Here is a 13,824-nt window from a genome sequence, read left to right on the forward strand (position 1 = left end):
GGTTCACCCCCACGGGCGTGGGGACGGGGTTTTAATCGCGCTCATGGCGACGACGTACAGCGGTTCACCCCCACGGGCGTGGGGACGGGTGGCTGCCGCCCGTGCCGCCCTTGCCGGACGACGGTTCACCCCCACGGGCGTGGGGACGGGCACCTGCCCGCACCTGGTGCACTGAATGGAGCCGGTTCACCCCCACGGGCGTGGGGACGGGCGTATGCCCACCATACGAATTACCGCGCGGACCGGTTCACCCCCACGGGCGTGGGGACGGGGCCAGCGAGGGTAGCGGCGTCAGCTTCATGTCCGGTTCACCCCCACGGGCGTGGGGACGGGCGTGTTGTCGGCATCGGTCCAGGCGACGCAGTCGGTTCACCCCCACGGGCGTGGGGACGGGCCGTGGCCGCTGGTGGCCACGCGGACGATCAGCGGTTCACCCCCACGGGCGTGGGGACTGGAAGTTCTGGGGCGAAAGCGAAAGCCTGTTCACCGGTTCACCCCCACGGGCGTGGGGACGGGGAGCCGACCTTGTCCAGCATCGGATTGAGGAGCGGTTCACCCCCACGGGCGTGGGGACGGGTCCCAAACCGGGTGCTCTCCCTGCTGAGCTACAGGTTCACCCCCACGGGCGTGGGGACGGGCCGATGGGCCTGCCCTCGGCCATCGGCGACAGCGGTTCACCCCCACGGGCGTGGGGACGGGGTCTGAACCTCGACGGGAACGGTGAGTGTCACCGGTTCACCCCCACGGGCGTGGGGACGGGCGAGTTCAGCCTGACGAAATTGTCGATCGCCTCGGTTCACCCCCACGGGCGTGGGGACGGGCGCGAGCCGCCTCCGTTCCAGCCCCAGCTCTTGGTTCACCCCCACGGGCGTGGGGACGGGTGCGACGCGGACTTCCGGACCGCCACCCGCGTCGGTTCACCCCCACGGGCGTGGGGACGGGCTCTCTGGTGGCTCCGGGAGGGCCGGGCGGACCGGTTCACCCCCACGGGCGTGGGGACGGGGCCGGGCCGGTCGGCCGGCGACGCCGCGCCGCCGGTTCACCCCCACGGGCGTGGGGACGGGCGTGGCGGATGGCGTCGGCGGCCACGGTGGACGGTTCACCCCCACGGGCGTGGGGACGGGCACTGCCGCCACTCGTGCAGCAGGTGGTTCGACGGTTCACCCCCACGGGCGTGGGGACGGGTATCCAGCGCATGGCCGGTGCCGTCTGGGGTGCGGTTCACCCCCACGGGCGTGGGGACGGGGCGTTCTGCGTCAGGCCCGCACTCTTGGACACCGGTTCACCCCCACGGGCGTGGGGACGGGGGGGAGATCGCATGACCGACAAGCCGCTGACCCGGTTCACCCCCACGGGCGTGGGGACGGGTGGATATGGGTAGCACAGAGCGGGCCGATCATCGGTTCACCCCCACGGGCGTGGGGACGGGCAGATGAGCTGCACGCCGAGCTGGCCGCCGAGCGGTTCACCCCCACGGGCGTGGGGACGGGGGCAAGCTCGTCATCCCCGCAGACCGGGGCGTCGGTTCACCCCCACGGGCGTGGGGACGGGTGCCGTTGCAGCATCTCGCGCGTGGTGGTGATCGGTTCACCCCCACGGGCGTGGGGACGGGCGCTTCTCCAGTTTGGTGACCTTGAAGGCGAACGGTTCACCCCCACGGGCGTGGGGACGGGAGCCTCGTCTCCCGGCTGGAAGCCGGCCGTGACGGTTCACCCCCACGGGCGTGGGGACGGGGCCACCAGGCGCAAGGTCCGGGCGAGCACGACCGGTTCACCCCCACGGGCGTGGGGACGGGGCGCTGCACGGCTAGCGCCGCCAGACGTTGACCGGTTCACCCCCACGGGCGTGGGGACGGGCTGAGCTATCCGGGGCCAGATGACCCGGGCATCGGTTCACCCCCACGGGCGTGGGGACGGGGCTTACTGAGCTGGGGAAACTCTACTGACCTGGGCCTTTGCGGGTGTCGGTATTTGTCGTGCCCGTGACCTGGCCTTATGCAAGGCAGGACGGCAGCTCACGGCTGGGATGGAGGTTCGGGAAGAAAGCGTATGAGCTGCAGGCCGTCGAAGTCGGCGACGTGGCGGCGGCGTTCGCCTGCGGTGCGGATGGTGAAGCCTTGTTCGTTGTCGGTCGGGTGGAGGCATACGGCGGCGCCGTCGGCGATGCAGCCGCTGACGGCGGACCACAGTTCGTCCCGGACACGGGCGGAGACGGTGCCGACGTAGAGGCCGGGGGCGGGCTCGATGAGCCAGCGGGACAGGGCACCGCGGACGTGGTCGGGAACGGCGGTGGTCGATATGACGATCATGGATGCCATGGCTCACCTGGTCGATGGCGCGAAGAGGCTCCCGAGGTGACCGGGACTACCACGGGATCTCGATGTCGCCGGCGAGGTCGTCGCTGTAGTTGACGCCGGCGGGAAGGGAGCCGAGGTCAGGGTCCCAGAGGTGGACGATGTCGGCGGTTCGGCCGGCCGGGGATGACTGGGCGGTGTCTGGGGCGAGCATGTTCTGGACGTCGGAGATGATCGTGGGCATGAGTTTGATCAGCCGGAATTCTTCGCGGAGTTGGACCCGGGCGTCGCGCTCAGGTCGAGTGGATCCGGCGAGTGAGAACGCGAGCGGGATGGTGACCTTCGCCTTGTACAGGTTGGCGATGTCGTAGACGAAGGCCATCTGGGTGCCGGAGTGGATGAATCCCAGAGCGGGGGAGCAGCCCAGCGCGAGGACGGCGGCGTGGACCGTGCCGTAGAGGGCGGCGTTCGCGGCTGAGAGGGCGAGATTGACGGGGTCTTGTTCATCCCAGGCGGCGGGGTCGTAGTTGCGGCGGAAACGGGTGATCCCGTATTTGGTGGCCAGCATTCGGTACAGAGCCTTGATCCGCTGGCCCTCCAGACCGCGCAGTTGGGCCAGGCTCGCCCCGGTGGGGGCGTTGCCGAAGCGGTGTTCGTACATGCGGATGGCCACGCGGAGTCGTTCGTCCTCGTTGGCCCAGGCGCGTGCCTGGTGTTCCAGCCAGTCGGTGGTGAGTTGAGCGGGAAGTATCCCGGCGTAGGCCCGTACGCCACCGGCGCCGACGCAGACCAGGCTGGTGCCGTGCCGGGCGAAGGTGGCCATGGCCGGTTGGGTGATGGAGGTGCCGGGCCCCAGCAGGACGCAGGCCAGCGATGCGGTGGGCAGGTATACCCGCTCGATGCCGCGTGGTGATTCGACTTGGGCGCACACGCCGGTGTCATCCTGGACGATCCGCACGCTCTCCATGTAGAGGAAGGACAGCGAGTCGGCGATGCGCGGCAACATGGCCAGGGTTGGCTGCCCCAGCCGCCGCTTGGCGTCGGATGGACTGCTCATCAGGTGACCAGCGGCGCGAGGCTGAGCAGGCCGCAGCCGTAGGCCTTGCCTCGCCCGATGCCGTTGAGCACGGCCTGCCGGACAAGATCGGGGTCCTTGACCACGGCGAGGCCGTCGAATCGGGTGGCAGCATGACGCACTGCGCCCGGCCCTTTCCCGCGGACGTCGGGGAGCGGAGTGGAGGTCAGCGTCCGCAGGATCAGGCCGTTCGCCTCGGCGCGGGCGTGCCACCACTGGTCGGCCTCCGCGCCGCGCAGGGCGAGCAGCTTGCCGGCGCGTTCAGAGGTACGGCCGAGCCGTTTGGTCGTGTTGCCGACGATTCGGTACCGCACGGCCAGGTCCGAGTGCAGCAGATCGAGCAACAGAGTCAGGTCGCGTACGGCCAGCGAGCCGTACTGCTGGGGCAACCGGGCAGCGTCGATGGGCAGACCGCTCTGGACGAGCAGGTGCGGTCCGACCGCCCCGGTCTCGTCGTAGCGATACAGCACCCCGGCCTTGGCGCGGGCCTGTTCACCGAGACCGTCGGGGACCAGGGACATGACCCGCTTGTGCAGCGCCTCGGCGTCACGCAGGTCGCGTTGCGCGGTCTTGCTGCGAGGTTCGAGAACGATCCGGGTCAGCCACGCGGTCATGGTGTCCCTCCGGCGTAGGCGAACAGTGCGTCCTGGTAGAGGCGCCCCCAGCCCAGCCACAGACGCTCGGGGATGGGACAGGGCGTGATACTGACTGTCCGGTGGCGGTAGCGGCGCTCCAGCCCGGCGAAGCTGACCGGCACGTCCAGGAGTTCGGCGACCGAGGCGGCCCGAGCATCGCCATCCTCGCGGACGACGTCGAGTTGCCCGCCGGTGAAGCGGCACGGCACGGGTACCCGCTCGGTGAGCTCCTTGTAAGTGTCCTCGGTACGGCGTAGCAGGAACGGCGGGTCGGGCGGGCAGGAGCGACGGCCCAGGTACGGCTGCCAGCGGGGCCGGCCGAGCCGGTCGGCGAGTTCGCTGATCGCATCGTCGGGGCCGGTGACGCCGACGATGAAGACGGCGTCGGCGAGGTAGTGGCGGCGCGTGACGATCGTGGCCGTTTCGACGCTGCGTCTGCCGCCCTCGGATGTGGGCACCGTCTGCTGCCGGACCCGGCCACCACCGACCGTGTGGAAGTCGGCCATGGGAATGCCTGGCCGGTCGATGCGGATGGTGAACCTCAGATCGTCGAAGCGGGACAGATCCTCTCCGCGGCGCATGCCGTACGCGCTGGCGAACAGCCCGATCAGGCCTGACCGGGTAGGGAAGCGCTGGGTGTCGCGCTCGGCGAAGGCGCTGTGTTCACCCCACGACTGCAGCGGCCCGGCCAGGCGCAGTATGAGCCCGCTCACGCCCCTGACCCGGAGGGGTAGGCGGTGGCCACCGCGTGCTGGATGAGGCTGGCGTAGGAGGCGTCCTTGTCGCCGAGTCCCGACAGCTCCTTGGCGTCGATCGTGGCGTGCGCGTGCCGTAGGACACCCTCTTGGCCCCACAGCGTGTGGAGTCGCTGGGCGTAGGAGGCGAGCGCGTCACGGGAGCGTGCCGCGTAGCCGCCCTCGTCCGTGAGCTTGATCGGCGTTTCGAAGGCCGGTGCCAGCGAGACGGGCCGGTCGGACCGTACGGCGATGTAGGCCAGGTCGGGGATGGTGTTGGCGGCTGTGGAGTTCTGCTTGCCTGTGGGCAACGCGGAGATGAACGCCGTCAGGAACGCGCTGGTGAGCTCGGCCGCCGTGCTGTGGTCGTCCAGGTTCTCCAGCAGGCCGGTGACGTCGAGGCTGGCGTAGCGGTAGAAGACGCCGGAGGAGAACTCGGCGGAGTTCATGTGTCCGCTGCCCCGCATCTCGTTGGGGTTGAGGTCGTCCACCGCGGTGAAGAAGTCGACCTCGGTGCTGGTGCCATGGGTGGTGAACGCGTGAGCGACCTGAACGGATCCATCGACTTCAGCACTGGGCAGCTCGGCCAGCATCCGGCCGAACAGGTTGATCACGCCGTTGCGGCGCGACAGCAACTCGGCGATCCGCTCGGTGGGAAGCACCGGCGTCGGCTTCTTCTTGCCTGCCTGCTCCTGGATCTGCTCGCGGTGCTCGGCCGCCAGATCGGCCAGCTCGTCGAGAGCGGATGTGGGCAGGTACAGCAGCACCGAGGTGACACCGTCACTTTCCACCTTCAGCCCCTTACCGGCGGACAGCACCACCTGCTGCCCCGCGGCCGTAGCCACCTCCGATGGCCAGCCGCGCCCGGCCAGGCGTTGCGCGACCTGTTCCGGAATGCGCCGGGTTCGCGCGGCCGGGTCCCCCAGTGCCTGCTCCACGGCCAGCCGCACGGCGCGCTTCCAGCTCTGGCTGCTGACTCGGGTTCGGCTCACCCCGCCGTAGACCACGTTCTTGGGCGAACCGAGATCATCTCGGTTGATGTTGCTGTAGGGGAGCGTCTGCAGCAGGTGGATGTCGATGAATCGGGGGGTCGTCACTGGTCCTCGCCTTCGTTCTTCTGGCTGTTCTTCTCACGCATGGCTCGTACGGCGTGCAGCGTGCGGTAGTAGTCCTGTAGCCACCTCTTCGTCACCAGGTCACGCTCGCGGCCCCACCGGGACAGATCGACGGTGAGCCGTACCCAGCCGACCGGCAGCAGGTCAGCTCGTAGCGTCGCGATCAGGCGTGGCAGGTGACGGTGGATGCCGTCGACGTCCTGGCGGCACATCAGGTGCAGCCGAGACTCCGTGGTGTCCTCGCGCGCCTTGCCGTTCGCCACCGCACGGCCCAGGGTGGCCCCGAGGCTCTCCTGTTCATCGACCGCTGCGGGCGCATCGTGCTCCTGGCGATCCTGGGCGGATTCGTCCGCATCACCGTTGAGGCCGGCGGTGTCATCGCGTGCGTCGCGTGGCTGTGCGGCGATCATCGAGGCGACCGAGTAGAACGCTCTCTCCGTGGCCTTGTCGCCATGGGCGGGCAGAATGGGGGCAACGACCATGTGCGCGGCTCGTACGGTGGGATCCTCGGGTGATCTGCCGAGCGCTCTGCGCAGGGCCACTCGCCGGCGCTTGTCCGGATGGGTGAGCGTCTTGACGGCCGCATCCACCAGCCTGGCCGCCTGTTGCTGGAGGGCGTCATGATCAGGCATCTGTTCTCCTGGGCTGTGATGGCTTACGGGCAGCGAAGATGACTCCTCGGGCACGTTCGATCGCCCGTCTCGCTCGGGGCGCGCTGCCGGCCTTGTCAGTTACTTCGTCGTAGATCTGCAGGGCGACCTTGATGAAGTCCATCGCCGGGTCTTCGTAGTCACGGCCCGACACCTTTCGCCAGAACGTCTGCTCGGCGCGTGGCCAGTAGCGTGCGTCTCCTTGACCGCGCCAGGGACCGGGCGGGATGTCGCTACGCACGGGCGGGCCATGGCCGTTGGACGGATCGTTGATCGCCACCCACGCACTGCGCAACGCCGTGCGAAGATGCCGCCCGACCCGCTCCGCGGCGATCCTGACCGTGCTCACACCGGAAGCGCTCTCGAAATCCTGGAGCAGCGACAGAACCGGGGGAGTGGTCGCGGTGAACCACTGCCGGTCACGGGTCTGCCCGTCCTGGTCGAAGCCGAAGGCCCGCACCCGAAGGGCATCCAGCAGTTCGAAAGGCAAGTTCTGGGCCTTGTCCAGGACGTCCGGGCGGCGCGCGTGCTCCTCGCCGACGTCATGCAGGACAAGCGCGTCCACGTCACGCCACAACGCCCGCTCGGTGCGCGCCCCTCTGGCGTATCGATCGCCGGTCTTGTTCTCCTGGTAGATCAGGTACGGATCGCGGGTGGCGGGCGTCGGCTGCCGCCAGGCCCACGTGATCCACGCATCGTTGACCATGCCGTTCTCCTGCGACAGCAGGACAGCGTGCCGGAAGCGCCCGGTCAGAACTCCGGCCACGCCGGCAGGTTTCGGGGGGATGCCGAAGGGATCATTGAGGTCGTCCCGCTCCCACGGGGCCAGGTCGTCGCCGGTGGCCTCACTGCCCGGATAGGGGATGCCGACCACAAGGGACTCGAAAACGGTACGGCCCAGCGGATGGAAAGAGATCGTTCCACGCAGCGGCCCGGCCGTACTGTTCGCCTCGCTCCGCCCCTTGACCGTCCGGCTCGTACACCGGCCGGACGGGCCGTAGTACAACTGCGCGAACAGATACCAGACGGCTTCCTCAGGCGGGATCGGCCGGGCGTCCAGATCCGTGTGGTGGTCGAACCAGACCTGGTTGTTCCCCGCCGGTCGCGACAGGATCAGCTTGTTGATCCCCGACGTCTTACCGCACTGCTCAGCCAGTCGCGGATCCTGAAGGAAAGGGCTTTCGGGATGGAAAAGATCGAAGCGATCTCGATACCGGTCGAAGTAGGAACGGGCCGCGATCGGGTCGAACCGGCCGGCAGCCAGGACGCTCTCCCGGCGCCTCTCCCACGTCGGGAAGTCGGCCGCCTCGTCCAGACCGGTCACTCGAGCAGCGACCACGGTGAGGAAGCGCCACAGACCCGATGCGGCCGGCGCGATGGAGACCACGACATCATCGAGATCGTGTGCTCGCGCGAACAGGTCGTGAATCCCCACGACCTGTCCGGAGTGCGAGGGAATCCAGCCGCCGGTAAGGAGGTCGAAGCCGTCGCGCATGGATGCTCCCTTTCGCTGCAGCTCAGGCATGAGTGGTGATCCTCAGGCCCAGATCGGAACGGAGCTGGAACTCTCGCTGGCCGATCCATCCGGTGGCGCGTCCATCCGCTTGCTTCTGAAGGGGGATGACGACCAGGTCGCGAAGCCAGGCATTCTTCAGCCAAGACGCAGGCGGCTCGTTGATGGTGTCGCGCCCTCGAAGGAGGGTGGACCGCAAGGGGATGGTCTCCGCGAGGATCGCCTTGACCATCCGCCGGGAAAGCTTGGCGGCATCCGGCAGCTTCATGGAGTGCTCGGCATCGAGGAAGAGCGACCCATCAGGTCCCTGGTAGGCGCACAGCACTCTCGTGGAATCGGCGCCGAGGCGTGTGGAGACCATCTCCTCGCTCACATCTGATGACGTCAGCAGGTGCAACCCGGCGAGTTCCTCCGGGCGAGGGATCGCGACCATCTCCGCCAGACTCGACTCGGCGATCTCCTTACCGATCCACTCCAGGTCCTCCTCGCTCATCTCCCCGTCGGTGAAGGCGTCGTCGTAGACCGTCTCCACCAGCCTCTGAACGTCGCCGGGGATGGCGATCACACCATCAGTGATCAGCACATCAGTACGGCGGAGCAGAGAGGGGGAGTAGACGAAGGGCCACGAACGCGGCAAGGCCAGCTCGCCGTCAGCACCGCTTGGACGAAGAACGGCCAGCTTCGGCTCGGCCGCCCATGACGGTCGCAATCTGCTCTCATGGCGGTGGCACCGTCCGGACCGTTGCAGGAGCAACGCGATCGGAGCCAGATCGCTGATCATCAGATCGAAGTCGAGGTCGAGAGATTGCTCGATCACTTGGGTGGCGACCAGGACCGCGGCTTTCGGACGATGTTCACATTCGGCGAGGACGGGACACAGCTTGCACTTGCCGAACTGCCTGGTGATCTCAGTGGTGATCTCTTCACGGCGGCGTGCCGGGAAGCGGGCGTGCAGCAAGGTCAGTTCGGGAGCGTTCGGCAGGCTCTCGAACCAGTCGCGCAAGAACAGGTAGGTCTCCTGAGCCTCGGCGACCGTGTTGCAGACGATGCCGGCACACCCGCCTTCGTCGACCAAGGGGCTGAGGAGAGAGCGCAAGGCTTCGGAACGATCCAGGGTCGACGCCTTCACCGGTGCGAGACGTCGCTCGATGCACAGGTCGCGAGGCTTGCTCCGGACCTCGAAGGTGGAGATCTTGCCGGAGCCGGCATCGGCGTACGCCCATCCCGGATATTGAATTGGGGCGAGAGTCTTTTCTGGATGACCGGCACCCCGCAGGTAGGACGCGACAAGACGTCCCGCGATCCGCGTCGGCAAAGTCGCCGACATCAGAACCACCGGCACCCCGAGCCGGCCCAACCAGGTCAGCGCCTTACTCAGCAGTTCCTGCATGTAGGCGTCGTACGCGTGCACCTCGTCGACGATCAAAACCTTGCCGGCCAGTCCGAGCATGCGTAGCGGCATGTGCTTGAGCGGTAGTACGGCCAGCAGCACCTGGTCGATCGTCCCCACCGACATCGGCGCCAGCAGTCCGCGCTTCCTGCCGTGCAACCAGTCTGGCGCTGTGACGTTCGCGTCTTCCGTGATCACGGTGGAGTCGACGCCCTCGCCCACGTAGGCGTCGTTGAGCCACGACATGCTGTGCAGCAAGGTCAGCGCGGCGTCGTCCTCGGCTTGGCTTTCGCCGTACGTCTTGGTTCTGCCGTACATCTGATCCGCTGTCGCCATCGTTGGCAGGGCGAACAGGAAGCCTGGCGTGCCGCTGGCCTGACCGAGCAGACGAGCGGCGTGGAACGCGACCTCGGTCTTGCCTACGCCCATGGGCGCCGTCACCATCAGCAGGCCGGGGCCGATGGTGAGAAGCGCGGGCAACTGCGCGGAGACGGAGAGTTGCAGCTCATTGGGTTGTTTGATCTGGGGAAACTCCTCGGCGAAGCTCGCGTCGCGGAGCCGTACCGGAGTGAGACCCGCCTCCTGGATCAGCTGGGGTGCCAGATGCAACGAGTGCTGGTAGTGCCGCTTCAGGTCCTTGACGCCCGTCGGAAGGTTCGGGAGTCGCCGTGTCAGGTAATCTTCCTGACTCACCAGCCAGTCGGCCAGAATGGTGATCCCGCACGCCAACGCCGCCGCTTCGAGACTCAGACCGGTGGGCGGAGGGGGAGGGGCCAAGATGTCGGCGACGGTGGCCATGATGGCCTCTCGCTGCTCTTCCCACTTTTCCTCGCCCAGTTCACGAAGCACGGCTGTGGCCGGATAACGGCACTCGCGGTGATCTCTGACGCGGAAGCGGCCATGATGTCCGCCCAGCAATTGAGCTACCAGGAAAGCGATGCTTTGAGGGGACCGTGCGTCATATCCCATGAGAGAGAGCGGGCGGCCGAGCCATACATGCGCAGCATGCTCGTGACGACGCTTTTCGCCGTTCGCTTCTGAGTAATCATGGAGACGCTTGAATTCATCGGGATTCATGGCTTGAAAGCACGGCATGCACTTGCCGATATCATGCAGGCCCGCCCAGAAGGCAACGAGGCGTCCAGCCTCTTCTACTCCCACCCCGAGTGCGGCGGCGATAAAACGCTTGACGTTCGGTGATAGATACTGCTTCCACAGAACGTCCACCATGGCGGCCGTGTCCAGCAAGTGGCAGATCAGCGGGTACGGGCGCTCCAGACCGTACGATTTGCCCCAAAGGAGTAAATCTACATCTATTTGTCCGACTTGATTTGCGTGCACCCATCTCCCTGTCGCTGGGTGTGAATGAAGCGCCACGAAGTGGTGCGCGAGGGAGCATATGGCGCATGGTGTTGATCCGCCAGGCTTCTGAGATTTCTTCCGTATGGAATTTTATTCCGTACGTGTTTGTGGAGCTTGATGATCACCGACAATAGCCGACATTTGCATCATCGCAGGTCGCGTCTATCCTGACTGCTCAGGAAGTGTGGTCCCCACGCCCGTGGGGGTGAACCGGACGCGCTCATAGAGGAATGGGGAGGCGAGGAGTGGTCCCCACGCCCGTGGGGGTGAACCGAGGCCGAACGGGAGCGCATCCGCCAGCAGTACGTGGTCCCCACGCCCGTGGGGGTGAACCGTACCGTGATCACGAGGTGGAAGAGGCCACGCTGTGGTCCCCACGCCCGTGGGGGTGAACCGGCATCTACGCCCGCGTCACCACCCTCAAATCCGTGGTCCCCACGCCCGTGGGGGTGAACCAATCCGGTTAGGCAAAGTCGTGCGATAAAGGTAGTGCTCCCCACGCCCGTGGGGGTGAACCGTCTCCGTCACCTGGACACGCGGCGGCCAAGCTGTGCTCCCCACGCCCGTGGGGGTGAACCGGTCTGCAGGACGCTGTCAGAGAACCCGCCGACGTGCTCCCCACGCCCGTGGGGGTGAACCGGTGCCGAAACTGATCAGGACCACCTCGCCGCCGTGATCCCCAGGCCCGTGGGGGTGAACCGAAGCCAGCGGCGACGTACTGGGGCGGGCGCGAGTGATCCCCACGCCCGTGGGGTGAACCGGTGCGGAGGTAGCGAGCGCGGACGGTGCAACCGTGATCCCCACGCCTGTGAGGGTGAACCGGTCGCCATCAGAACAGCCGCTCGAACATGGGGGTGATCCCCACGCCCGTGGGGGTGAATCGAAGAAGGCCGGCAGCAGCGACACCGCCAAGACGTGCTCCCCACGCCCGTGGGGGTGAACCGCGCGACGACCTCATCGCTGCTCTCCGAGAGGAGTGCTCCCTACGCCCGTGGGGGTGAACCGCAGAACAACGCGATGGGCGCTATCAACCGGTAGCCGTCCCCACGTCCGTGGGGGTGAACCGTCGAAATCGGGCCCGGCCCCGACGATGTGGGCGTGGTCCCCATGCCCGTGGGGGTGAACCGTGGGTACGCCTCACCGACCGAGGCCGCTTCTAGGGCGTGTTTCGAAAGTGGGGTTGAGCAATGGCGTGCGGGATTCTGGAGGGCCGTATGCTGCATTCGCATGAAGGATCTTGGTAGTCAGGTCGCGTACTGGGATAGCGTCGGCGTCACGAAGACATTCACCCACCCGGTGAACCCCGACTGGCTGGAAGGGGTGAGCCGGACCGCTCGGATTTTGGACTACGGCTGCGGGTACGGCCGTGTCATGGCTGAGCTGGGCGAACACGGCTTCACCGATGTGTCCGGCGTGGACCTGTCTCCCGGGCTGATCGCGCGGGGCCGCCAGTTGATGCCTGACCTGCGCTTCGCGGTCCTGAAGTCTCCGCCGGAACTGACTTACCCACCGGCGAGTTTCGACATGGTTCTGCTATTTGCGGTGCTGACGTGTGTCCCCGACGATGACGCCCAGCGGGCGTTGGTCGCCGAGCTGAGCCGTGTCCTGGCGCCCGGCGGGCTGCTCTACGTCAGCGACATGATCCTGCAGGACGACGAGCGAAACCAGGGCCGCTACGCCGCGCATGCCCAGCAGTTTGGCACTCCATACGGGGTGTTCGCTACTGACGACGGTGCGGTGTGCCGACACCACGACATCGCCGAGCTGCGCGCTCTGCTGCTGGGCTTCGACGTGGTAGACGAGCGCCAGATCGACATTGTCACGATGAATGGCCATCGATCACAGGCGGTGCAACTTCTGGCCCGCAAGCGGTGAGGTCACAGCCATTCGTTGATGGCGGCGATGGTCACGGTGGCTTCATAGCGGACGGCGAGCTTGTCGTACCTGGTCGTGACGGCCCGGTGGCGTTTGAGTCGGTTGATGCCGGTTTCCACGGCGCGCCGCTCGCGGTAGTCGATCTTGCAGAACTGGCAGCAACGGCTCCAGCGGCGCCCACTGCGCGGCGGTCAAATTACCACGACCCACGCAAAGATCATCCAAAAGTGGGATCACCATGTGATCCACTTCTGAAACACGCCCTAGTGGTCCCCACGCCCGTGGGGGTGAACCGTCATACACGTCGATTAGTGCCTGGCCATCAGGAGTGACTCAATTGGCCCCTCATCCGGAGCCTGTCGTGGCCGTATGCCGGTTCAGCCGCCGAGAGACTCCCGTCGGTCAGATGCGTCCAAGGTTTGAGCGTAAGGCGGCAGGAGCGTGCTGGCGGCCGTGCTCAGCACCGACACCCCGGCTGCATCATAGAGGTGAGGGCGACGAGTGATCCAACCGACGAGGCGTGCCGCCCGTAGCAGAGTCGCTCCACGGTTGGTGATGACCCGGTGGCGAGACAGGCGGGAGCCGTGTACCGAGATGACCGCCGCGACCTGGACGCGTCGCCCCGCTGCCTGGCTGAGTACCTCGCCCGCCCGGCGGGCCTCGAAGAGGACCGGCCGCACCACCTTGTCGAGCGGCGTCCGGCCGATCCACAGCGTCCCGGCGGCCGCTCGCACGGTGGTGCGGCGGTGCCACTTCTTGGAGTCGATGACGAACACGCCGGTCGGTCCGATAACCAGATGGTCGATGTTCGCGTTGCTGCGCGGCACTGCCAGGTCGTGCAGCACGGTGTAGCCGGCCAACTCGAGTTTGCGCAGGCGGCGGGCCGTGGCGCGTTCTCCCGCCGCACCCTTGCGCCAGGCTGCCGCCGGCGAGTGCGTACGGAACTGATGGGCCATGGTGATCAGTGAAGCGAGGACGGCGGTGATCAGCCCCAGCCAGATGGTGCTCATCCACGCCACCAGCCCACCGGCAGCGATCGCGACGGCCAGGCGGACCAGCAGGCGGCGGGGGCGGCCCGCGGTCCAGAGGGCATGGTAGCGGGCACGGGCCGACGCGCCGGCGGATGAATGTGGACGCGGCATCGCAAAGCCCTCCTCGGCGTCGCCGACAGGACCCTTCAGG

10 protein-coding genes and 2 CRISPR repeat arrays (1 of these 12 cut by a window edge) are annotated in these 13,824 nt (G+C 67.2%); of the genes, 1 reads left to right on the plus strand and 9 read right to left on the minus strand.

Annotated elements, in window-relative coordinates; translation table 11 throughout:
• Positions 1-1,917: direct repeats of the CRISPR family, unit length 29 nt; unit sequence CGGTTCACCCCCACGGGCGTGGGGACGGG (it extends 1,466 nt beyond the left edge of the window).
• A 97-nt stretch (positions 1,918-2,014) separates the two neighbouring features.
• Genes cas2e through cas3 form a run of 8 tightly spaced genes read right to left on the minus strand, consistent with a single transcriptional unit; the run spans position 2,015 to position 10,782 of the window.
• The gene (gene cas2e / locus IEY82_RS34700) at positions 2,015-2,317 is read right to left on the minus strand and encodes a type I-E CRISPR-associated endoribonuclease Cas2e (RefSeq protein ID WP_189128515.1); all 303 of its coding nucleotides are present in this window, start codon (positions 2,315-2,317) and stop codon (positions 2,015-2,017) included.
• A gap of 46 nt (positions 2,318-2,363) precedes the next feature.
• The gene (gene cas1e, locus IEY82_RS34705) at positions 2,364-3,350 is read right to left on the minus strand and encodes a type I-E CRISPR-associated endonuclease Cas1e (RefSeq protein WP_189128516.1); all 987 of its coding nucleotides are present in this window, start codon (positions 3,348-3,350) and stop codon (positions 2,364-2,366) included.
• Positions 3,350-3,982, minus strand: coding sequence for a type I-E CRISPR-associated protein Cas6/Cse3/CasE (gene cas6e, locus IEY82_RS34710; protein WP_189128517.1), 633 nt, complete (start codon positions 3,980-3,982; stop codon positions 3,350-3,352). The genes cas1e and cas6e overlap by 1 nt, the downstream gene beginning before the upstream one ends.
• Positions 3,979-4,716 (minus strand): type I-E CRISPR-associated protein Cas5/CasD, encoded by a 738-nt coding sequence (gene cas5e / locus IEY82_RS34715; RefSeq protein ID WP_189128518.1) that lies wholly within the window; start codon positions 4,714-4,716, stop codon positions 3,979-3,981. The genes cas6e and cas5e overlap by 4 nt, the downstream gene beginning before the upstream one ends.
• A complete protein-coding gene (cas7e, locus tag IEY82_RS34720; protein WP_189128519.1) occupies positions 4,713-5,834 on the minus strand; it encodes a type I-E CRISPR-associated protein Cas7/Cse4/CasC in 1,122 nt (373 codons plus the stop codon). Before cas7e ends, cas5e begins: the two co-directional genes overlap by 4 nt.
• Positions 5,831-6,484: a type I-E CRISPR-associated protein Cse2/CasB gene (gene casB, locus IEY82_RS34725; RefSeq protein WP_189128520.1), complete on the minus strand. Its 654-nt coding sequence runs from the start codon at positions 6,482-6,484 to the stop codon at positions 5,831-5,833. The genes cas7e and casB overlap by 4 nt, the downstream gene beginning before the upstream one ends.
• A complete protein-coding gene (casA, locus tag IEY82_RS34730; protein WP_189128521.1) occupies positions 6,477-7,997 on the minus strand; it encodes a type I-E CRISPR-associated protein Cse1/CasA in 1,521 nt (506 codons plus the stop codon). Before casA ends, casB begins: the two co-directional genes overlap by 8 nt.
• Positions 7,998-8,019: 22 nt before the next feature.
• The gene (gene cas3, locus IEY82_RS34735) at positions 8,020-10,782 is read right to left on the minus strand and encodes a CRISPR-associated helicase Cas3' (protein ID WP_308425895.1); all 2,763 of its coding nucleotides are present in this window, start codon (positions 10,780-10,782) and stop codon (positions 8,020-8,022) included.
• A 169-nt stretch (positions 10,783-10,951) separates the two neighbouring features.
• Positions 10,952-11,469: direct repeats of the CRISPR family, unit length 29 nt; unit sequence GTGGTCCCCACGCCCGTGGGGGTGAACCG.
• Between the two features lie 525 nt (positions 11,470-11,994).
• Here cas3 and IEY82_RS34740 point away from each other — a divergent pair.
• The gene (locus tag IEY82_RS34740) at positions 11,995-12,642 is read left to right on the plus strand and encodes a class I SAM-dependent methyltransferase (protein ID WP_189128523.1); all 648 of its coding nucleotides are present in this window, start codon (positions 11,995-11,997) and stop codon (positions 12,640-12,642) included.
• A 377-nt stretch (positions 12,643-13,019) separates the two neighbouring features.
• Here IEY82_RS34740 and IEY82_RS34750 read toward each other — a convergent pair whose 3' ends face one another.
• Positions 13,020-13,652 carry a nuclease-related domain-containing protein gene (locus IEY82_RS34750; RefSeq protein ID WP_189128524.1) on the minus strand — a complete coding sequence of 211 codons (633 nt, stop codon included), beginning with the start codon at positions 13,650-13,652 and terminating at the stop codon, positions 13,020-13,022.
• Between the last annotated feature and the right edge of the window lie 172 nt (positions 13,653-13,824).

It is taken from the genome of Nonomuraea cavernae, assembly GCF_014646355.1.
Lineage (GTDB): Bacteria > Actinomycetota > Actinomycetes > Streptosporangiales > Streptosporangiaceae > Nonomuraea > Nonomuraea cavernae.